The organism is Blautia sp. MSJ-9, from assembly GCF_018919065.1.
GTDB lineage: Bacteria > Bacillota > Clostridia > Lachnospirales > Lachnospiraceae > Blautia_A.
Map to the genome: position 1 here is coordinate 47,519 of NZ_JAHLQG010000054.1, position 20,779 is coordinate 68,297.

Sequence of the window (20,779 nt, forward strand, 5' to 3'; positions counted from 1 at the left end):
ATAACAGACAATAGAAAGAAGGAAGAACATGAGCATTCGGATCATAAATGGAAAAGTATATAAGAATGGAACTTTTTCAGAGGAAGATCTTGTTCTGAAAGAGGGAAAGATCAGTTCTGCTGAAGATGAAAACGCAGATGAAGTCTATGATGCAAAAGGGAAATATGTAGTACCCGGTTTTATAGATGTACATACTCATGGCGGTGCAGGGGTAGATGTAAATGCGGCTGATCAGCAGGGATTTGAAAAAATTGGACATTTTTTTGCAACTCAGGGAACTACGTCATGGCTTTCATCCATATTGACAGATACGAAAGAACAGACGTTGAAAACAATAAATGAAGCTGTGAAGCATCAGGAGGCACAAAAGAACGGACATGAAAACTGTGCAGATCTTCTGGGGATTCATCTTGAGGGACCATTCCTTGCGCCGGAATATAAAGGAGCAATGCCGGAGCATTTGCTGATTTCTCCGGATCTGGAGCTTCTGAAAGAATATCAGAAGGCAGCAGACGGTAATATTCGCTATATTACTGTTTCGCCGGAAGTAAAAGGAGTGCCGGAAGCAATTAAGGGAATGACGGATCTTGGTATGAAGGTTGCTATCGGTCATTCAGGCGCAGATTATGAGACTTCATGGAAATGTATTAATGAGGGGGCTGTAGCAGCGACACATACATTTAATGCGATGAAACTTCTTCATCAGCATTTTCCAGCTATCATGGGGGCTGTTCTGGAATCTGACATCTATTGTGAAGCTATCTGTGACGGACGGCATCTGCATCCGGGAACCGTTCGTTTTCTTCTGAAAATGAAAGGTCTGGACAAAGTAATCGCCATAACTGATTCTATCATGGCTGCCGGACTTCCGGATGGAGAATATATGCTGGGCGTTAATCCGGTTATCGTAAAAGACGGAGACGCAAAACTGAAATACGGAGATTCCAGAGCGGGAAGTACGCTTACAACAGGATGTGCACTTAAGAATCTGATCAAATTTACAGGAAGATCTCTTGAAGAGATACTGCCGCTTCTTACATGCAATCCGGCTAAGATGCTGGATGTATATGACAGGATTGGAAGTCTTGATACCGGAAAAGATGCGGATGTGGTTATTCTGGATGAAGAATATTCTGTCATTGATACATTTGTAAAAGGTAGAAAAATAGAACAATAAGGGAGAGAAGATTATGCCATTAATACCATTAAGACCATTACTAGAAACTGTAGATAAATATCACTTTGCACAGGGGGCGTTTAATGTAAATGCAGTAGCACAGGCAAAAGCAGCAATTGAAGTTCATGAAATGTTCCGTTCTGCAGCAATCCTTCAGGGAGCAGATCTTGCAAATGGATTTATGGGTGGAAGAACAGATTTTCAGAATGCTACTCTGGAAGATAAAAAAATCGGTGCAAAGAATATCGCAGATGCTGTAAAGAAATATGCAGAAAATTCTCCGATTCCTGTTGTTCTTCACCTGGATCATGGTAAGAATTTTGATTCCTGTAAAGCAGCAATTGCAGGCGGTTATACATCTGTTATGATTGATGGCTCCAGCCTTCCGTTTGATGAAAACGTGGAACTGACTCGTGAAGTTGTCAAATATGCGCATGAAAGAGGTGTTTCTGTAGAGGGTGAACTGGGAGTTTTAGCCGGCGTGGAGGATCATGTATTTTCTGCTACATCTACTTATACCAATCCTTTAAAGGCTATTGAATTCTTTAAGAAAACAGGTGTTGATGCATTGGCTATTTCTTATGGAACCATGCATGGCGCTTCTAAAGGAAAAAATGTTAAATTAAGAAAAGAAATTGCCATTGCCATCAAAGAGTGCATGCTGCATGAGGGTATTTTTGGTGTACTGGTATCTCATGGATCTTCAACAGTGCCAAGATATATTGTAGATGAGATCAATGCTCTGGGTGGAAATATCCAGAATGCCTATGGAATTTCTATTGATGAACTGAAAGCGGCAATTCCATGTGGTATTGGAAAGATCAATGTAGATACAGATATCCGTCTGGCTGTTACAAGAAATATGAAAGAATTTTTTGCAGCTCATCCTGAAAAAAGAGAAAGCCAGTCGATTGGTGAGGTATATCGCCTTCTGGAGGCAAAGAAAGAACAGTTTGATCCACGTGCATTCCTGACTCCTATTATGGATACAGTTATGTATGGCGTTATTCCGGATGAAGATGTTGCTGCTCTTATGGCTGTTGTTGAAAAGGGCGTAAAAGAAGCAATCGGTACTCTGATCGTAGAATTTGGTTCTTATGGAAAAGCACCGCTGGTGGAGATGACTGGTCTGGATGAAATGGCAGAGCGCTATCGTAAAGGGCTTTGATCTATATATTAACAGCACTGGTAGCTTTGGCAGGAAGTTGTGTGCAGAGCAGCAGTGGATTTGGCTATGCAATTATCTGTATGGCCATCTGGCCAATGTTTATGCCTTTTTACACAGCTTCCATACTGGAAGCGATTGCAGCTTTTTTTATGGTAATTTACATTGCAGTAAAGTTGTGGAAATTTATTGACTGGAAACTTCTTTTGCCACCTGTGATCATGGCTACGGTAACCAGCCTTCTGGGGGTGAATACGCTGATGGCTCTGGATGAAGCTGTTTTGTCAAAGATCATGGGAACAGTTCTTCTTGTTCTGGCAGTTTATTTTATTTTCTTCAGCAGTAAAGTTCATTTAAAGGCAGGTTTGGTTTCCGGATTGGCAGCCGGTGCAGTCAGTGGTTTTTGCGGAGGACTTTTTAATATTGGAGGTCCACCGATGGTAGCGTATTTTTTGTCCGTGACAGATGATAAAGAAAAATATAATGCTACACTTCAAATGTTTTTTACAATTAATACGGTCAGTGTTTTCCTGATCCATGTGTTTCAGGGTCATGTATCAGGAGCTATGCTGCCTTTGGTTGGAGCGGCACTGGCAGGAACGGCAGTTGGAACAGCAGTTGGAATGTTTTTGTTTCGCCGGCTTACTATGACAGGGATCAAAAAAGTGGTATATATTTTTATGATGTGTGCCGGAAGCTATCTCCTTTTATCCTGAATCTGTTTGCAGAGACTATAGGCAGACTGCACATTGTATGATGATTATTTGTCTGTTAATTTTGTTAAAAGAAAGGTAAGAATTTTATGAAACACATTTATCTGAATTTAAAAAGATTTGATGTTCCGGTGGAATTCGGAGGTGTAAACCGTCTGGCTCCGGTTGCTGACTGGGCATCCTGTATTGTAAAGAATACACAGGAAGAATTAAAGACATATGATCCTTCTGAAGTGGAATTTGGTATGTATTTTCCGGAAGTACATCTTCTGAATGCAGCAGCAGCAAAAACAGAAGGAAGTCCTGTTCAGATAGGCTGCCAGAGTGTATTCAGAGCAGATACTGCAGTTGGCGGAAATTTTGGCGCATTTACTGCAAACAGACCGGCTTCGGCTATGGCAGCGGCCGGATGTGAGACTACGATCATCGGACACTGTGAAGAGAGAAATGATAAAGCAGGAATCCTCGCAGAGGCAGGTGTCACAGATACAGATGCTGTAAACCGCCTTCTGAATCAGGAAATTAAATGTGCGATTGCAAGAGGAATGAAAGTTCTTTACTGTATCGGTGAGAAAAGTGAGGAACAGGAGCAGTGGCAGGAAGTTCTTGGAAAACAGCTTGAGATCGGACTTAAGGATGTAGACACTTCAAAGGTTGTGATCGCATATGAACCGATCTGGTCTATCGGACCGGGAAAAACACCGGCCGGAAAAGAATATATTACTAAGATCGCGAAATTTGTAAAAGAAAAGACAAATGGTATGGACATCGTATATGGTGGTGGTCTGAAGCAGGACAATGCAGAAATGCTTGCGTCCATTGATGAGATAGATGGTGGATTGATCGCATTGACAAGATTTCAGGGTGAAATTGGATATTATCCGGAGGAATATCTTGAGATTATTCGTCTTTATATGGGTAAGGTAAATAACAGATAATAAATTAAGTACGTATAATGAAGGGAGATTTACTATGAAATTTGATTTTGAGTATGGACAGGGAACCATGTCTGCTGAATTGCCGGATAATACTGATATTTTTATCCCGGGAGAAACTGTAAAGGATCCTGATCATATTCCGGAAGATCAGCTTGAGGCTGCTTATCTGGAAAGTCTGGCTCATCCGATCGGTATGCCTACTTTAACAGAACTGGCAGGACCCGGAAAAACAGTTACTATTGTTGTTCCGGATCGTGTAAAAGGTGGCGAGCAGGCTACCAGCCACAGAAAGTTAAGCATTAAATATATTTTGAAAGAATTATATGCTGCCGGTGTTGAAAAGAAAGATATTCTTTTCATTATTTCTAACGGACTTCATCCAAGAAGCACAGAAGCGGATGCAAAGGCTATCTTTGGAGAAGAATTATTTAATGAATTCTGGCATACAGGACAGATCATCAGTCATGACAGTGAAGATCAGGAACATATGGTAGATCTTGGAACCACTCACAGAGGCGATCCGGTGTACATGAATAAATATGTCTTTGAGTGTGATATTCCGATTCTTATCGGTCATGTACAGGGAAATCCTTATGGTGGATATTCAGGCGGATACAAACACAGTGCAACTGGTATTACAAACTGGAAATGTATTGCAAGCCATCATGTACCGTCTGTTATGCACAGAGATGATTTTACACCGGTTAATGGTGGAAGCCTGATGCGTAATAAATTTGATGAGATCAGTATGCATATGGAAGAAAAAATGGGACATCCTTTCTTCTGCTGTGATGCTGTACTGGATACACAGTCCAGACAGATCGCAATTTACTCAGGCTATGCAAAGGAAATGATGCCGATCAGCTGGAAGCTTGCTGACAAGAGAACCTATGTACACTGGGCAGAGAAGAAATATGATGTACTTGTATTTGGTATGCCGCAGAAATTCCACTATGGTGATGGAATGGGAACCAATCCTATCATGATGATGCAGGCTTTAAGTGCACAGGTACTTCGATTCAAGAGAGTTATGAGTGATAACTGTGTAATTATCTGCGCATCTACATGCAATGGTTATTTCCATGATGAGCGTTGGCCATATTTAAGAGAATTATATGATCTGTTCCAGCATGATCATATGAATACGCTGCCGGATATGAACCGCCTTGGTGAGTATTTTGCTACGAATGAAGAATATATCCGTAAATATCGTTATACGAATGCATTCCATCCATTCCATGGCTTCTCTATGATGTCCTGCGGACATATTGCAGAAATGAATACCAGTGCAATCTATATCGTAGGCGCTGAGGAACCGGGCTATGCAAGAGGAATGGGCTTAAAAACAAGAGCTACATTTGAAGAAGCACTGGAAGATGCCAAGAAGAAATATGTTGGTCAGGAACCAAATATTCTGGCACTGCCAATGACATTCAAAAAAGCAGCTGTACATCTTTGCATGAAAGATCCTGCACAGGATTGTATGGATGAATATGGACATCGTCATCCATGTTGCTGTTGATGTAGCATCATTAATTAGTAGGGTATAGTATTTATAATATAAGCATCCCTGTCCAGAGCTGTTTTGTGTTTCTGACAGGGATGTTTTGTTATATCACTGGCATTTTTATACTGAAAGAGAGAATTTGGGATATGAAAGAAAATACAGCTTTAAGAAAAAGAATTTTAGCAGCATTGTTTCTTGCGATCGGACTGATCCTTCCATTTATCACAATGCAGATACCGGCAGTAGGGAAAATGCTTTGCCCGATGCACATACCGGTGTTATTATGTGGATATATCTGCGGATGGCCATATGGTTTACTTATTGGGATTATTACACCTCTTTTAAGAGGAGTGGTGTTCGGAATGCCGGCAATTTTTCCGAATGCCTTCTGTATGGCGTTTGAACTTGCCACTTATGGGCTGGTGGCAGGAATTTTATCAGAAAAAATGAAAAAAGATATAAAATCCCTGTATATTTCACTCATAGCAGCAATGCTGTGTGGACGGATCGTATGGGGACTGGTTTCGGCAGCAGTATATGCATTTACAGGAGGGATCTTTACCTGGGAACTGTTTCTGATGGGAGGATTTATAAATGCGTTGCCGGGAATTCTGATTCAGCTTGTTCTGATCCCGTCCCTGGTAGAACGTTTGTATAATATGGAAGGAACAGTAGAATGGAATTAAAGGCATGCTGCAAAGAAAGATTTGAACCGGTAGTTCAGGCAATCAGAAAATTGCAGAAAGAGAAGGAAGGACTGGATGAGCCTCTGATCGTTGCAATTGATGGCAGGTGTGGAAGTGGGAAAACTACATTGGGAGAATATCTGGAGCAGGTATTCGACTGTAATCTGTTCAGAATGGATGACTTTTTTCTGCGCATGGAACAGCGTACGCCACAGCGTCTGAAAGAAACAGGAGGAAATGTGGATTATGAGCGGTTTGAGGAAACGGTATTAAGACCAATCTTTCAGAAGCAGACTGTTTTTTATCAGCCGTTCAGCTGCCAGAAATGGAATCTGCTGGAGGGATATCCTGTTCCTTATAAAAAACTCAATATTATAGAGGGTTCTTACAGTATGCATCCATATTTTAAGAACCCTTATCAACTTCGTGTATTTTTAAATATTTCTCCCAAAGATCAGATGGAAAATATAAAAAAGCGCAATGGCCCGGAAAAGGCAAAACAATTTCAGAATATGTGGATCCCAAAGGAGGAAGCCTATTTTAAAAAATTCCATGTGATGGATGGTGCAATACAGGTCATGTGGAATCTGAAAACTGAAGAATAAAAGATTATTCTATCAGAGAAATCTCAAGATGATATGCTTTTTCTTTTCCGGATTCCAGTGTGAGGATCCCATGCTTATGCGCAAAAATATCATCATCCTGATGAAAAATGCCGGAACCGTTCCATGGCTCCAGACAGAGAAACGGAGCCTTTCCTCCGGCCGGTGTCCAAATTGCAAGGGATTCAAAATCAGGATAATATACGGAAACACCTTTTCCTGTAATTGCATTTACGAAAGAAACATAGTGTGAATTCGTGTGTTCAAAGAAAACAGCATCCTGATCAAACATGGAAATTGTGAGAGGAAGTGTGTTGCCTTCTGCTTTCTGGGATACTTTGTGATTAAAATTAAATTCCAGATTCTTTATATCATATTCATAAGAAATAAAATTCTCTTCTTTTTCAAATCTTAAAATACAATTTTCAATATTTTCTCCATTATTGACCGGACACATGAAACCGGGATGTGCACCAATATGATAATACATAATGTCGGAATCTTTGTTTATTACTCTATAGTCCATAGACAGAGTACTGCCATTCAGATGATATGACAGGTAAAGTTCAAAATCATAAGGATAATGTTTTAATGTTTCTTCATTTGCTTTAAGTAAAAAAGTGACGGAATTTTCAGTCTGTTCTGTTACTTCAAATTCAGATTCTTTACAAAAACCATGTTTGGGCATCTGGTATATATGATCCTTGATAACAGTTTCTCCGTTGCGGACATTTCCCACAGTCGGAAAAAGAAGCGGAGAAGATCGAAGCCAGTAAGCGGGATCAGAATTCCATACGTATTCATTCCCGGATGGATTGGAATAGGAATTTAATTCGGCACCAAGTGTGTTTAAAAGTACATGATAATTGTCAGATTGTAATTTAATCTGCATAGTAAAACCCTCCCTGATAAATACATAATAGTAATATGCTGCATAAAACAAGCGTATCATAAAAACACTGTAATGGAATAGAAATTTGGACAAACGTTTGGGGATGAAAGATAGAGGGTGGAGTTGATTTATGTTTAAATGCAAAACTTTTGTTCCTACAAAAACACAAAAATCAATAGTTTTGGGATTATAATCCAAAAACTATTGATTTTTATATTGCTTTTGGAATATAATTAGTAAAAAAGAAGGGAGCATTATTATGATTATAGAAAGAAAAGAATATTTAGAAAAACTGATAGCCTGGAAAGATAAGCAGTTGATTAAAATTGTTACAGGTGTACGACGTTGTGGAAAATCTATGCTTCTGGAAATTTATCGCAATTATTTAAAAGAGCATGGGATTGAGGAAGAACAGATTATTTCTATTAATTTTGAAGATCTTGATTATGAAGAACTGACAGATTACAGGAAATTATATAAATATTTAAAGGAACGTCTGATTGATGGAAAAATGACATATATTTTCCTTGATGAAATTCAGAATGTAACAGATTTTCCGAAAGTGCTGGACAGTCTTTATATTAAAAAAAACATAGATATTTATGTGACTGGTTCCAATGCATATATGTTGTCCAGTGAGATTGCAACTATGATTTCAGGAAGATATATTCAGATTGAAATGTTGCCGTTGTCTTTTAAGGAATATATGGAGAGCACTGGCAGTATGAATGACAGAGGAATCAAATATGCTGAGTATTTGCAGAATAGTTCATTTCCGTTTACACTGGAATTAAAAAATCAGCCAGATGAGATCAGAGATTATCTGGAAGGAATCTATAATACGATTGTTGTAAAGGATATTATAAACAGGAAAAAAATCACAGATACTATGATGCTTAAGAGTGTCTTAAGATTTGTGTTTGATAATATAGGAAATCCATTGTCATCAAAAAAAATTGCAGATACGATGACTTCAGAAGGGCGAAAAATTGATACAAAAACGGTGGAAAAATATCTAGAGGCTTTTAGCGAGAGTTATATTATATATCAGGCAAAACGTTATAATATAAAGGGAAAACAATATTTAAAAACTCTTGAAAAATATTATATAGTTGATATTGGAATGAGGTATATGCTTTTAGGGTCGAGGCAGGCAGATGCAGGACATGTTCTGGAAAATATAGTCTATCTGGAATTGTTACGTCGAGGATATGATGTGTATGTTGGAAAAATCAATTCATATGAAGTGGATTTTGTGGCACAGAATAAAAAGGGAACAGTATATTTCCAGGTGGCACTGACTGTACGAGATGAAAATACACTTTTGAGAGAATTAAGACCATTACAGGCGATACGAGATCATTATCCAAAGATTATCTTAACAATGGATGAAGAACCAGAAGAACAATATGAGGGAATTCGACGTATTAATGCCAGAGACTGGTTATTGGGGATTGTAGACTGAACAATGCAAATTCATGGTAATAATATATAAAAACAGAAGATAATCATATTGCAGAGAAGTTTCATGTGGAGAATAAGATGTCTAAAATGAACCTGCCAGAAACTGTGACTGCTGTGGTATAAACTTTTGTCATTTTGCATGGCTCGTAGAGTTCACAAATTCTTCACAAAAAAATTAGCACTCACCTCTTGACAGTGCTAATAATAAGTGTTATATTACAGCTAGAACAAAGGAAGGGGAACAAAAAGAGAACAAAGAAATAAGTTCTATGAGATTCCTGATAACCTAAGTTCCAAAGAAACAAGGTAAAGATACATAACTGAGAGTCCATCACATGTAGATGGACGGTATAGAAAAGGAGAGATGACTTATGTTGATGCCTAGTATTTTTGGAGAAAATTTATTTGATGACTTTTTTGGAGATTTTCCATTTTATTATGATGACAGAGCAATGAAAGATACAGAGAAGAAACTTTACGGACGCAGAGCCAGCCATATAATGAAAACCGATATCAAGGAAACTGATAAAGGCTATGAACTGGTCGTAGATCTTCCGGGATTTACCAAAGATGAAGTAAAGGCTGACCTGGAGAATGGTTATCTGACTATCAGTGCAGAGAAAGGTCTGGATAAAGATGAGCAGGAAAAAGAGACAGGACGTTATATCCGTAAGGAACGTTATGCAGGTGCCTGCAGCCGTAGCTTCTATGTAGGTAAAGAAGTTGAGAAAGAAGACATTAAAGCAGAATTCAAACATGGTATCCTCACATTATTTGTACCAAAGAAAGAAGCAAAACCAGCAGTAGAACAGAAGAAAACAATTGCCATTGAAGGCTGATGAATAAAAATATTCTGACTGACCCGTTAAGGGTCAGCCAGAGATTAAAAACAGATATAAAAATAAAAGCTTGCGCTAAAAGATTGAAGATAAAAGGTTGAAAAAACCTGTAAAGATAGATTTGGAAAGTAAATCTGGCGAACAGATTTGACATATATAAAATATATTAGAAAAGGAGATATGACTTATGTTAATGCCTAGTATTTTTGGAGAAAATTTATTTGATGACTTTTTTGGAGATTTCCCATTTTATTATGATGACAGAGCAATGAAAGACGCAGAGAAGAAACTCTACGGACATAAAGCAAACCACATTATGAAAACTGATATCAAGGAAATGAGCAACGGATATGAACTGGTTGTAGATCTTCCTGGATTTACAAAAGATGAAATCCATGCAGCACTGGAGAATGGTTATCTGACCATCAGTGCGGAGAAAGGTCTGGATAAAGACGAGAAGGAAAAAGAAACCGGTCGTTATATCCGCAGAGAACGTTATGCAGGTGTCTGCAGCCGTAGCTTCTATGTAGGTAAAGAAGTACATCAGGACGACATCAAAGCAGAATTCAAACATGGTATCCTGACATTATTCGTTCCGAAGAAGGAAGCAAAACCAGCAGTGGAACAGAAGCACAGCATCTCCATTGAAGGATAATAGATTAAATTACAGCAACGGGAGGTCAATCTTTTGGCTTCCCGTTGTTTTTAAAAGAAGGTGATGATATTGAAAAGAGACTATTATGAAGTTCTGGGCGTGAGCAGAAACGCAGATGCAGCAGCAATCAAAAAAGCATACAGAAAACTGGCCAAGAAATATCATCCGGACAGTAATGAGGGAAATGCTACAGCCGCAGAACGGTTTAAGGAAGTAAATGAAGCCTATGATGTTCTGAGTGATGAAAAGAAACGTAAATTGTATGATCAGTTTGGTCATGCTGCTTTTGAAGAAGGCGCCGGCAATTACGGCGGAGCTCAGGGAAATCCGTTTGGCGGCGGTTTCCAGGGATCATATAGTGACGGAAACGGATATCATGAATTCCATTTTGAGAATGGCGAAGACATGGATGATATTCTGAAGAACATCTTTGGCGGTGGATTTAAGAAGAGTAAATCATCCGGTGGATTTGGAGGAAGCGGATTCGGTACTGGTGGTTTCCATGGAAGTGGCTTTGGCGGTTTTGGTAGCGGAAGCAATGGTTTCGGCAGTGGATTTGGCAGTGGCGGAAGTGATTTCCACAGTCAAGGATTTGGAGGCTCTTATAGCAGTAAGGGTGAGGATCTTCATGCAGATGTTACTGTAAGTTTTGATGAAGCAGCTTTCGGCGGAAAGAAGGTTATCCGTCTGCAGAGCAGCAACGGTGGTGTCCAGAATTATGAAGTCAATATTCCTGCAGGTATTGAATCTGGTAAATCTATCAGGCTTAAGGGAAAAGGACACCCTGGAATCGGCGGCGGAGAAGCCGGTGATCTGCTTCTGAAAGTTAATGTCCAGGATAAACCGGGATACAGACGTGAGGGCAGAGATGTTTATACAACAGTAAATATTCCATTTACGACAGCAGTATTTGGCGGTGAAGCGAAAGTTCATACGATTTATGGAGATGTTCTTTGTAATATCAAACCTGGAACACAGTCCGGAACTAAGATCCGTCTGAGAGGTAAGGGTATTGTTGCAATGAACAATCCATCTGTACATGGCGATGAATATGCAACAGTACAGATTGAGGTTCCGACAAACCTGACACCAGATGCAAGACGGAAACTGAAAGAATTCGAACAGGAATGTAATGGAAGCCGCAGGAGCCGTGGATTTGGCAGCGGGAGTGCGGCGTGAAGAATAATAAGGAATGCTTTTGAGCATATAGTGAAAAAGTTTTATATAGAGACGAAAAGGATACATGCATAATAAAATGAGATGCATGTATCCTTTTGTTGTATTGGGGAAAATATTTATCTGGGTTCCTTACCATCTCGGAAGAGCATCATCATTTCCTTCGTTAAACTAATATTATTACCCTGATCCGGAATTTTGTCACGTTCTATCCACTGAGCCATGGAAAGTTCTTCGTGGTCTACGGTGAGTGTGTCGTCACCGTCTACATCGCAGAAGAATCCAAACAGCAGAGAGCCGCTGAAGGACCATGGCTGACTCTTGTAATAGCGAAGATTCTTAACTTTTAATCCGACTTCTTCCATTACTTCCCGGTGTACAGTTTCTTCAATTGTTTCTCCAATTTCTGCGAAACCTGCGATCAGAGCGTAACGTTTGAATCTGCGTCCTTCATATTTGGAAAGAATAATCTTATCTCCGTTTGTGATTCCCACGATAACAGCAGGGCACAGAACCGGGTATTCGTGATTGCCGCAGGATGGGCATTCCATCATACGTTCTTTCTGGCTGTGGACCATTGGCTTTCCACAGCAGCCGCAGTACTGGCGTTTGCTGTACCATTGAAATAATTGATGCCCGGTGATTCCTGCGAATGCAAGATATTGTGGATGAGCAGTACGAAGGACACGTACATCCTGAAAATCATAATTCGGAAGCAGTGAAGTGTCCAGATTTGGAATCAGGTAGAACCTCTGGTCATCAATGGAGAAGAGATAGATATAATTGCTGTAAAGGTCATCAATTTTTCCCTCTAATTCCTGAAAACTTGGAAAGGTAATTGCTTCTTCACGTTCTTGTTTCGGAAGAAGGATGGTACCTTTTTCATAGGCAAGAATAAAGCTGCCCTTATCTGGTGCAGATGGTTTATATTCGTTATGGTAAGTATGTGGTGCGATATCCTGAATCATAATTAATTATCCTTTTCTGAAAAATATGAGCAGACAATGAGAATGCCTTAGCAATTCATTATCTGCTCATAGTATATTCCTGAGATTTTATAAAAGCAAGGAACAAAAATATTCTGCGGAATATTATCAACAAAAACGTTATAGGAGTTTAATTATTTCTCAACAGGGAAAACAACTGTAAGTAACATCTTGAAATCTTCCTGTGCATATACAGCGTGCGGGATAGTAGCAGGCATGACCAAGGTTTCACCAGCATTTACCAGGTGCTCTTTTCCACCTACAGTGAATTTACCTGTTCCTTCCAGAACGTAAACCATAGCATCACCTTTGGAATCATGGGTGCTGATCTCTTCGCCTTTGGAGAATGCGAATAAGGTAAGGCTTACGTATGGATTCTGAGCCAGAGTTTTGCTCACGATCTGACCGTCCTGTGCAGATACCTGGGATGCGAGATTGAATACTTCTTCGTGTTTAATATTCTTAATAAATTCCATGGTTAAATTCCTCCTGTGATTACTTAACCTTCTGCTATAAAGTATATCACAGCATGCCAGAAAAATGCGTTGTTATAACAACATATTTTAGAAAATATCTGGATTTTTACTTCTGTGTCCGGCACAGAGAGATTCCTGCTTTGGGTATTGTGAGGTGTATGCTGAGAACCAAGGGGACAGTAATTACAAAAATAATAAGTTACCAAAAAAATAAAAAAGCATATTGTACTCTGGAAAGATGAATGGTATAATCAGTTTTAAAGATTGGTAATACCAAAAGAAAAATGAGTAATACTTCAAGGAGGGCTTTTACAGTTATGGGTTACGTGAAATGGAGTTATGACACATTAAATACTTTTTGCCATGATGTATTTCGTAAGTTTGGTTTCAATGAGGAACAGACCAATATTATCAAAGATGTTTTACTTACTGCAGATCTGTATGGGATTGAGAGTCACGGTATGCAGAGAATGGTGAGATATGATAAAGGAATTGAGAAAGGTACGATCCATCCGGATGCGGAACCGGAGATTGTATTTGAGACACCTGTATCGGCAGTAATTGACGGACATGATGGAATGGGACAGCTGATCAGTTATTTTGCAATGGAGAAAGCCATAGAAAAGGCGAAGAAAACAGGCGTTGGATTTGTTTCAGTAAGAAATTCCAATCATTTTGGTATTGCTGGATATTATGCAGAAATGGCTTCTAAACAGGGGCTGCTTGGTATGGCATGTACCAATTCAGAAGCCATTATGGTGCCTACTTTTGGACGAAAAGCAATGCTGGGTTCTAATCCGATCGCAGTAGCAATGCCGGCTGAACCGTATCCTTTCCTTTTTGACTGTTCCACAACAGTGGTGACCAGAGGAAAACTGGAAATGTACAATAAATCGGGCAAACCGCTTCCAGAGGGATGGGCACTTGGTGCAGATGGACATGAGAGTACAGATGCACCGGATGTGCTTGCGAATATTGTAGGAAAGAAAGGCGGCGGTATCATGCCACTTGGCGGAAATAAAGAAGTAAGTGGAAGCCACAAAGGATATGGATACGGAATGTTATGTGAGATTTTCAGCTCTATTCTTTCTATGGGTGTTACTTCTGATAAATGTTGTACATTTAAAAATAAGACAGGTATCTGCCATGGATTTGCAGCAATTGATCCTTCAATCTTTGGAAATGCGGAAGATATTAAGGCGCATTTTTCTGAATATCTGAAAACACTTCGTGAGAGTCCAAAAGCAGAAGGTGCAGAGCAGATTTATACTCATGGTGAGAAGGAAATTCTGGCAGAGAAAGAACGCAGGGAGAATGGTATACCGGTAAATGATAATACTATGGTTGAGCTTGCAAATCTCTGCGATTATCTGAAGATAGATTTTGGTTCTTATTTCAAAGATTATGAGCTGCCGAAAGACAGTAAGTTTTTCGGTGGAAATTATTGATGAAACCATCATGCTGATAACCATTAACTATAGAATATAAAATTTATAAAATAACTTTTTTTGAGACGCCCGCTTATCAGTATGTGGAGATAAAAAAGAGACTGCATGATTCAGAGGTTGTCTGTAAGAGTAATGAGTTACAGACAGAATCTGATGTGCAGTCTCTTTATTTTTTGACCACAGGAGAGTATTCTGCAGTGTTCACGAAAAAGTCCTTCGGGAAGAAAAGGATATTAATGTTCGCTCTCTTCTTTGTGCTTTCGCGAGTTCATATCATCATTATCGGTCATGAGATATTTGCGGATGGCAAAGAGAACTGCAATACTCAGCACGCCGATCAGGGTTTCGACTGATCCAAGATGTTCGACTACCATTTGTCTGGCTGTTGCGAACATTAAGACTTCTACAACTGTCTGTGCGGAATGCTGGCAGAGCATTTTTACAAACTCGACACCGACTACCAGAGATAATGCCTGAGAGAGGAAACTGGTGAAGAATTCTGTATCCATAGAGGAAACAGAAGTGCCTGCAATTTCCATGATCAGACGGACACCTGCCAATGCAATTACTACCAGGATGACGATAGAGAGTGCGATTTCTACGTAGCGTGAAATATTGTAAATAATACCGTTAAAATGTTTACGGATGTTGTGGTTTACCTGTCTTTTGGGGCTCATAGATGGTGAGTCCTTTCTTAATATAAGTAATCTTTGTTTACATAGCCGTATCTGCCAAGTTTTGTTGAATAAACATACCAGTACTGTGCATCAGTTGAATCAATAACCTGAACAGTTTCACCGGAATACAATTCACCAATTTCATTGGAAGTATCATAAGCTTTTGCGGAACGCAGAGCCAGATATCCGGTAGCAACACTGACTGTTTTGGTAGGATATGTGTTGGAATATGTGGCAGTTCCTCCTGACAGATAATCTTTGTTTACATAACCATATTTATTCAGTTTTGGAGAATAAACATACCAGTACTGAGGGTCGCTACTGTCAGAAACAGTTACAGTGTCGCCAGTGTATAATTCTCCGATTTCATTGGAAGAATCATAAGCCTTTGCAGAACGCAGAGCCAGATAGCCTTTGCTTACGATGACAGTTCTTGTATCGCCGGAAGTGCTTTGAGTACTGGTTCCGCTGCCATTGTAATATAAATAGTCTTTATTTACGTAGCCGGACTTTCCAAGCTTTGGAGAATAAACATACCAGTATTGTGAGTCACTGCTGTCAGAAACAGTTACAGTGTCGCCGGTATATAACTCACCAATCTCGTTGGAAGAATCGTAAGCTTTTGCGGAACGCAGAGCCAGATAACCCTTGCTTACGCGGACAGTGTAGGATCCTGATGCAGGTGCTGCTGACTGACCGGAAAGGTAAATCAGATAATTATTATTTACATATCCGGACTTGCCAAGTTTTGGAGAATAAACGTACCAGTAATCGCTGGTAGTATAATCTGTGACTTCAACTGTATCACCGGAATAAAGTTCACCAATTTCATTAGAGGAATCATATGCCATAGCATTACGCAGGGCCAGATAACCTTTGCTTACGCTTACCTGATAGGTGTCAGAAGCCATGACATCCTGAGAACTGCCTGGTACGGATACAGCAGCAACTGCAGCTGCGAGCATCATTGGAATTACAATACTTTTTCTTTTCTTCATAAGTAAAACCTCCCTCTGTTATGAATAGATCTTTTTTGATATCTATAGATTGTTATTTCTTTTATATGATGTCAGGGTCAAAAAGTATACTGCCCCTGTTATCATTATATTTAATGAGCATCGGATTCCGAAGAGGTACCGTTATTATAATAATCATAAATTGTTCGGCTCAGAGAACCGATCGTGTTCTGAGCGGAACCTGCGCTGGAAAGATTCTGGGACATAAATACGATGACCAGATCATTAGGCGCATCATAGATGATTCCTGCATCATTTTCCACGTTATCAAGTTCACCTGTTTTGTTGGCAGTTTTAACTCCTGACGGAAGCTGAGACGGGATTTTGTTCTGGCGCGTCTGAGCTTTGAGCAGGTTGTACATGTCTGTGGCATGGGCGTAGGTGGATTCCTCTTCTTTATAGATTTCCATAAGAAAATGTCCGCAGTCTCCTACAGAGGTATAATTGTCATCCTGAGCATTGCTTGCCAGAAGCATACGTCCCATATGGGTTTTTGTATAACCATGTGCTTGACAGAAACCGTCCACTGCCTGTCTGCCTGCAGTGGAGTCGCCGCCTCCCAGGTAAGTGGTCAGGGTGTTGGCAGCGTCGTTGTCACTGACTGTGATCATGGAATACAGGTTGGAATCTACGGAATCTTTACCATATTGACTGATGATCTGGTCGTAATTTTCATAGATGGCACCCATGATGTAAAGTTTGATCAGACTGGCTGCCTGCATAGTCTGGTCATTGATGCTTCCCTCTGTTTCGTTGAGAAGATCAGAGATGAAAACTGCCCAGCTGCCATTGTCAGCTGGAAGCTGTCCCTGTACCTGATTCAGGATGGTCTGAAGTGCTTCATCAGTGACCGGTTCTGCAGATGTGGAAGTTCCACCAAATACGCTGTCAGAATTCTCGGAAGATGGAGAAAGAGTACCCTCTCCTGAAGTAGTCTGTGCCTGTTCCGGCGCTGGTTCTGCGGTCTGTTCCTGAGTCTGTCCTGGTGCTGGTTCCGGTCTGTTTTCAGCTGCATAACTGCTGGTTACAGGAGCCACAAGAAGGCTGGCAGAGAGCAGAGGAAGCAAAAGTTTTTTAAATTTCATTGTGTTCACCGCCTGTTAGATAATTGTAGATATTGGGTAATATTCAGCAGTCTGGTGCGAAGGTACTGAACGATTACGATATTAAAATTATACCGTGTTTGGACCGGGGTTACAAGTGTATCGAGACCAGTTCGTAAATTATTTTTCGTCATACAAGGGATTTTTTGATGAAGAGTTTCCGGGTTTGGAGAATTGTTATAGTGTAGAGCTGCGTAGAGAAGTGGATGATTTTATTCCTTTGATTCAAATCAGGTAAGGCCTCTGCTTCAATTTTGAGAAACAAGGAGCAATGGCTGGGGACTGTCCTGACTTAGAATCGAGAACTGTTGGAAAAATATATATTCATACAAATTGTAGGAATACAGGTATAGAAATTCCGCATATCTGATTATATCTTTTGAAATATACAAATGATACAATAAAATCATCGAAAACAGGATAAAGAACGACATTTTAACTAAATAAATATGGAAATATGGGGGTATTTCCGAAACGATATGAGGAGGTAGATCATATGTTAACACCAAAACAGAATATGTTGGAAGTAATAAAAGGCGGTAATCCTGACAGATTTGTCAATCAGTATGAAGCAGTACAGCTTCTTTTCCATCCGTTTATGTTTGCGAATCCGCTACTTCAGCCTGGACAGGAAAATGTAGTAAATGCATGGGGCGTAACCAACACTTTCCCGAAAGGGGTTCCTGGTTCTTTTCCGGTACATACTCCGGATAAAATCGTAGTTAAGGATATTGAGGACTGGAAAGATTATGTACATGCCCCGTCTCTGAAATTTACTCAGGATCAGTGGGATATGGTGAAAGCTCAGTATGATGCAGTTGACGGAGAACAGGCATTTAAGGCGGCTTTCGTTGCACCGGGATTATTTGAGCAGACCCATCATCTGTGTGAGATCAGTAATGCGCTGGTTTATTACATTACTAATCCGGATGAAATGCATGATCTGATCAAATATCTTACCGAGTGGGAATTGGAACTGGCAGAAGGCATCTGCTCTAATCTTCATCCTGATGCATTGTTCCATCATGATGACTGGGGTGGACTGGACAGCACATTTATGAGCCCTGCAATGTTTGATGAATTCTTACTTGAACCATATAAAGAGATTTATGGATATTATCACAGCCATGGTGTTGAACTGGTTATCCATCATTCAGACAGTTATGCAGCAACACTGGTTCCATCTATGATTGAGATGGGAATCGATGTATGGCAGGGATGTATGGAAACTAATAATCTGCCGGAACTGATTAAGAAATATGGTGGAAAGATCAGTTTTATGGGTGGTATTGAAAACCGGGCAGTTGACTTCGAAGGATGGACAGATGAGAACTGTGATGCAGTTGTTCGTCGTGTCTGCGAAGAATGTGGAAATAAATACTTTATTCCATGTATTGCTCAGGGTGGTCCTGGTTCTGTTTATCCGGGAGTTTATAAATCTCTCTGCGATTCTATTGACAAGTTGAATGAAGAGAAATTTGGTATTAAAGCATCTGAGTCTACAAGACTTCCGTGGCAGATTATGTTCTGATTTTTCATTGCCAGTGGAAAGCAGGAAGTTAAATATCTGTTTGATGTGTAGATGAGATTTTGAGTGCGGCAGAAGATGATGCTATGGAGGTGTTTGAGAAATGATTATTATTGGGGAAAAAATTAATGGCTCTATTCCGATCGTTGCAGAAGCGATTGCGAAAAGAGATTCAGAATTTATTAAAGCGAGAGCAAAGCTTCAGGCAGACAGCGGAGCTACTTATATTGATTGTTGTGCTTCTGTGCCGGAAGCTGAGGAAGTGGAAACTCTGAAATGGATGATCGACTGTATCCAGGAAGTTACGGATCTTCCGATTTCCATTGACAGCCCGAGTCCGGATGTTCTGGCACAGGCATACAAATTCTGCAAGAAACCTGGAATTTTTAACTCTGTATCAGGAGAGGGACATAAAATTGATACAATCTTCCCGATTATGGCAGAGCCGGGAAATGAAGGATGGCAGGTTATTGCTTTACTGAGTGATAATACAGGTATTCCGAAATGTGCAGCAGACCGTCTGAAAGTTTTTGACAAGATCATGGCGAAAGCAAAGGAGTATGGAATTGCTCCGAACAGAATTCATATTGATCCGCTGGTTGAGATGCTTTGTACTTCTGAGGATGGTATTGCAACGAATATTGAGACGATCACAAGTGTACGTGAGCAGTATCCGTCTATTCATATCACAGCGGCAATCAGTAATATTTCCTTTAATCTGCCGGTTCGTAAACTGATCAATTATGGTTTCCTGGTTCTGGCAATGAATGCAGGACTGGACAGTGGAATCATGGATCCGACAAATAAGGATATGCTTGGGCTTGTTTATGCAACAGAGGCACTGCTTGGTCTGGATGATTACTGTATGGAATATATCGGGGCTTACAGAGAGGGTTTGATCGGTACAGCAAAGAAAAAATAAGCTTCCTGTTTGTTGGTGATGTTCTGCAAAACGTATTGCAGGAGATTTGGTGAACAGTAATGAAGTCATTAGATAGAATATGAGAATAGAAATTCAGAAAAATGTTAGGAGGATTTGATTATGTCTAAGATAAATGAAGTTGCTGAATTAGTAGAAAAAGGAAAAGCGAAATTAGTAGGACCTGCAGTTCAGGAAGCGATTGATGAGGGTGATGATCCGGTTGCAATCCTGAATGATGGTATGATCAGTGCGATGTCTATTGTTGGTGATAAATTTAAAAATGGTGAGATTTTTGTTCCGGAGATGCTGGTTGCAGCTCGTGCCATGAAGAAAGGTGTTGAAGTTCTGAAACCGCATCTGGCAACTGGTTCTACTGGTGCACTGGGTAAAGTTATCATTGCGACTGTTTCAGGTGACCTTCATGATATTGGTAAGAACCTGGTTGCTATGATGATCGAGAGTGCTGGTTTTGAGGTTCTTGACCTTGGAGTTGATGTTCCGGCGGCTAAGATCATTGAGTGCTATAAAGAAAATCCGGATGTTAAGATCATTGCACTTTCTGCTTTGCTGACAACTACTATGCCGGCTCTGAAAGAAACTGTTGAGGCTTTGAATGCGGCTGATTTCAGAGGTAATATTAAAGTTATGGTTGGCGGTGCACCGATCACTGAGGCATTTGCTGAAGAAATAGGAGCTGACGGATATTCTGATGATGCGGCTAGTGCGGCTTCACTGGCTAAGAAGCTGGCAGCGGCTTAAACCTGAGCGACGATTATTGTGGGTATAAGTATAACATGAAAATATAATGG

21 protein-coding genes are annotated in these 20,779 nt (G+C 40.1%); 15 read left to right on the top strand and 6 right to left on the bottom strand.

From position 1 onward, the window contains the following. Positions 1–28 precede the first annotated feature (28 nt). The 7 genes from nagA to KQI87_RS15575 all read left to right on the top strand — a co-directional run bounded on the left by nagA (position 29) and on the right by KQI87_RS15575 (position 6,791). Positions 29–1,177, top strand: coding sequence for an N-acetylglucosamine-6-phosphate deacetylase (gene nagA / locus KQI87_RS15545; RefSeq protein WP_025578027.1), 1,149 nt, complete (start codon positions 29–31; stop codon positions 1,175–1,177). A gap of 13 nt (positions 1,178–1,190) precedes the next feature. After that, the gene (locus tag KQI87_RS15550; protein ID WP_025578029.1) at positions 1,191–2,345 is read left to right on the top strand and encodes a class II fructose-bisphosphate aldolase; all 1,155 of its coding nucleotides are present in this window, start codon (positions 1,191–1,193) and stop codon (positions 2,343–2,345) included. A 26-nt stretch (positions 2,346–2,371) separates the two neighbouring features. Next, positions 2,372–3,058, top strand: coding sequence for a sulfite exporter TauE/SafE family protein (locus KQI87_RS15555; protein WP_243152669.1), 687 nt, complete (start codon positions 2,372–2,374; stop codon positions 3,056–3,058). Positions 3,059–3,144: 86 nt separating this feature from the next. Next, complete coding sequence (locus tag KQI87_RS15560; protein WP_216460897.1) at positions 3,145–3,993, top strand: triose-phosphate isomerase family protein; 849 nt, start codon at positions 3,145–3,147, stop codon at positions 3,991–3,993. A gap of 34 nt (positions 3,994–4,027) precedes the next feature. Further along, the gene (locus tag KQI87_RS15565) at positions 4,028–5,515 is read left to right on the top strand and encodes a lactate racemase domain-containing protein (protein ID WP_025578033.1); all 1,488 of its coding nucleotides are present in this window, start codon (positions 4,028–4,030) and stop codon (positions 5,513–5,515) included. A gap of 131 nt (positions 5,516–5,646) precedes the next feature. Then, positions 5,647–6,186: an ECF transporter S component gene (locus KQI87_RS15570; protein ID WP_025578035.1), complete on the top strand. Its 540-nt coding sequence runs from the start codon at positions 5,647–5,649 to the stop codon at positions 6,184–6,186. Further along, complete coding sequence (locus KQI87_RS15575) at positions 6,177–6,791, top strand: hypothetical protein (RefSeq protein ID WP_062808273.1); 615 nt, start codon at positions 6,177–6,179, stop codon at positions 6,789–6,791. The genes KQI87_RS15570 and KQI87_RS15575 overlap by 10 nt, the downstream gene beginning before the upstream one ends. A 4-nt stretch (positions 6,792–6,795) precedes the next feature. Here KQI87_RS15575 and KQI87_RS15580 read toward each other — a convergent pair whose 3' ends face one another. Continuing rightward, positions 6,796–7,680 carry an aldose 1-epimerase family protein gene (locus KQI87_RS15580; protein ID WP_055200274.1) on the bottom strand — a complete coding sequence of 295 codons (885 nt, stop codon included), beginning with the start codon at positions 7,678–7,680 and terminating at the stop codon, positions 6,796–6,798. Between the two features lie 259 nt (positions 7,681–7,939). Between KQI87_RS15580 and KQI87_RS15585 the strand changes: the two genes are divergently transcribed. The 4 genes from KQI87_RS15585 (at position 7,940) to KQI87_RS15600 (ending at position 11,817) form a co-directional block, all read left to right on the top strand. Continuing rightward, positions 7,940–9,145, top strand: a complete 1,206-nt coding sequence (locus KQI87_RS15585) for an ATP-binding protein (protein WP_055200272.1) — start codon at positions 7,940–7,942, stop codon at positions 9,143–9,145. A 370-nt stretch (positions 9,146–9,515) separates the two neighbouring features. After that, positions 9,516–9,983: an Hsp20/alpha crystallin family protein gene (locus KQI87_RS15590; protein ID WP_008705428.1), complete on the top strand. Its 468-nt coding sequence runs from the start codon at positions 9,516–9,518 to the stop codon at positions 9,981–9,983. A 187-nt stretch (positions 9,984–10,170) separates the two neighbouring features. Further along, the gene (locus KQI87_RS15595) at positions 10,171–10,638 is read left to right on the top strand and encodes an Hsp20/alpha crystallin family protein (RefSeq protein WP_216460898.1); all 468 of its coding nucleotides are present in this window, start codon (positions 10,171–10,173) and stop codon (positions 10,636–10,638) included. 66 nt (positions 10,639–10,704) lie between these two features. Beyond that, complete coding sequence (locus tag KQI87_RS15600; RefSeq protein WP_330655920.1) at positions 10,705–11,817, top strand: J domain-containing protein; 1,113 nt, start codon at positions 10,705–10,707, stop codon at positions 11,815–11,817. Between the two features lie 116 nt (positions 11,818–11,933). Here the strand turns inward: KQI87_RS15600 and nudC are convergent, their stop codons facing one another. Both nudC and KQI87_RS15610 read right to left on the bottom strand, forming a co-directional pair. Then, complete coding sequence (gene nudC, locus KQI87_RS15605) at positions 11,934–12,782, bottom strand: NAD(+) diphosphatase (RefSeq protein WP_216460900.1); 849 nt, start codon at positions 12,780–12,782, stop codon at positions 11,934–11,936. A gap of 152 nt (positions 12,783–12,934) precedes the next feature. Next, complete coding sequence (locus KQI87_RS15610) at positions 12,935–13,276, bottom strand: cupin domain-containing protein (protein ID WP_216460901.1); 342 nt, start codon at positions 13,274–13,276, stop codon at positions 12,935–12,937. A 317-nt stretch (positions 13,277–13,593) separates the two neighbouring features. Between KQI87_RS15610 and KQI87_RS15615 the strand changes: the two genes are divergently transcribed. Beyond that, positions 13,594–14,724 carry an Ldh family oxidoreductase gene (locus KQI87_RS15615; protein WP_216460902.1) on the top strand — a complete coding sequence of 377 codons (1,131 nt, stop codon included), beginning with the start codon at positions 13,594–13,596 and terminating at the stop codon, positions 14,722–14,724. Between the two features lie 233 nt (positions 14,725–14,957). Here the strand turns inward: KQI87_RS15615 and KQI87_RS15620 are convergent, their stop codons facing one another. From KQI87_RS15620 to KQI87_RS15630, 3 genes are all read right to left on the bottom strand, one after another. Then, positions 14,958–15,401, bottom strand: coding sequence for a transporter (locus KQI87_RS15620; RefSeq protein WP_216460903.1), 444 nt, complete (start codon positions 15,399–15,401; stop codon positions 14,958–14,960). 17 nt (positions 15,402–15,418) lie between these two features. Continuing rightward, positions 15,419–16,399, bottom strand: coding sequence for an SH3 domain-containing protein (locus tag KQI87_RS15625; RefSeq protein ID WP_253292559.1), 981 nt, complete (start codon positions 16,397–16,399; stop codon positions 15,419–15,421). Positions 16,400–16,509: 110 nt separating this feature from the next. Next, on the bottom strand, positions 16,510–17,502 hold the full coding sequence (locus KQI87_RS15630) for a serine hydrolase (protein WP_216460904.1): 993 nt from the start codon (positions 17,500–17,502) through the stop codon (positions 16,510–16,512). A gap of 514 nt (positions 17,503–18,016) precedes the next feature. Between KQI87_RS15630 and KQI87_RS15635 the strand changes: the two genes are divergently transcribed. From KQI87_RS15635 to KQI87_RS15645, 3 genes are all read left to right on the top strand, one after another. Continuing rightward, positions 18,017–19,051 carry a uroporphyrinogen decarboxylase family protein gene (locus KQI87_RS15635; protein ID WP_216460905.1) on the top strand — a complete coding sequence of 345 codons (1,035 nt, stop codon included), beginning with the start codon at positions 18,017–18,019 and terminating at the stop codon, positions 19,049–19,051. 100 nt (positions 19,052–19,151) lie between these two features. Then, positions 19,152–19,970 carry a methyltetrahydrofolate cobalamin methyltransferase gene (locus KQI87_RS15640; protein WP_216460906.1) on the top strand — a complete coding sequence of 273 codons (819 nt, stop codon included), beginning with the start codon at positions 19,152–19,154 and terminating at the stop codon, positions 19,968–19,970. Positions 19,971–20,090: 120 nt separating this feature from the next. Beyond that, the gene (locus tag KQI87_RS15645) at positions 20,091–20,729 is read left to right on the top strand and encodes a corrinoid protein (RefSeq protein ID WP_216460907.1); all 639 of its coding nucleotides are present in this window, start codon (positions 20,091–20,093) and stop codon (positions 20,727–20,729) included. Positions 20,730–20,779: the final 50 nt, after the last annotated feature.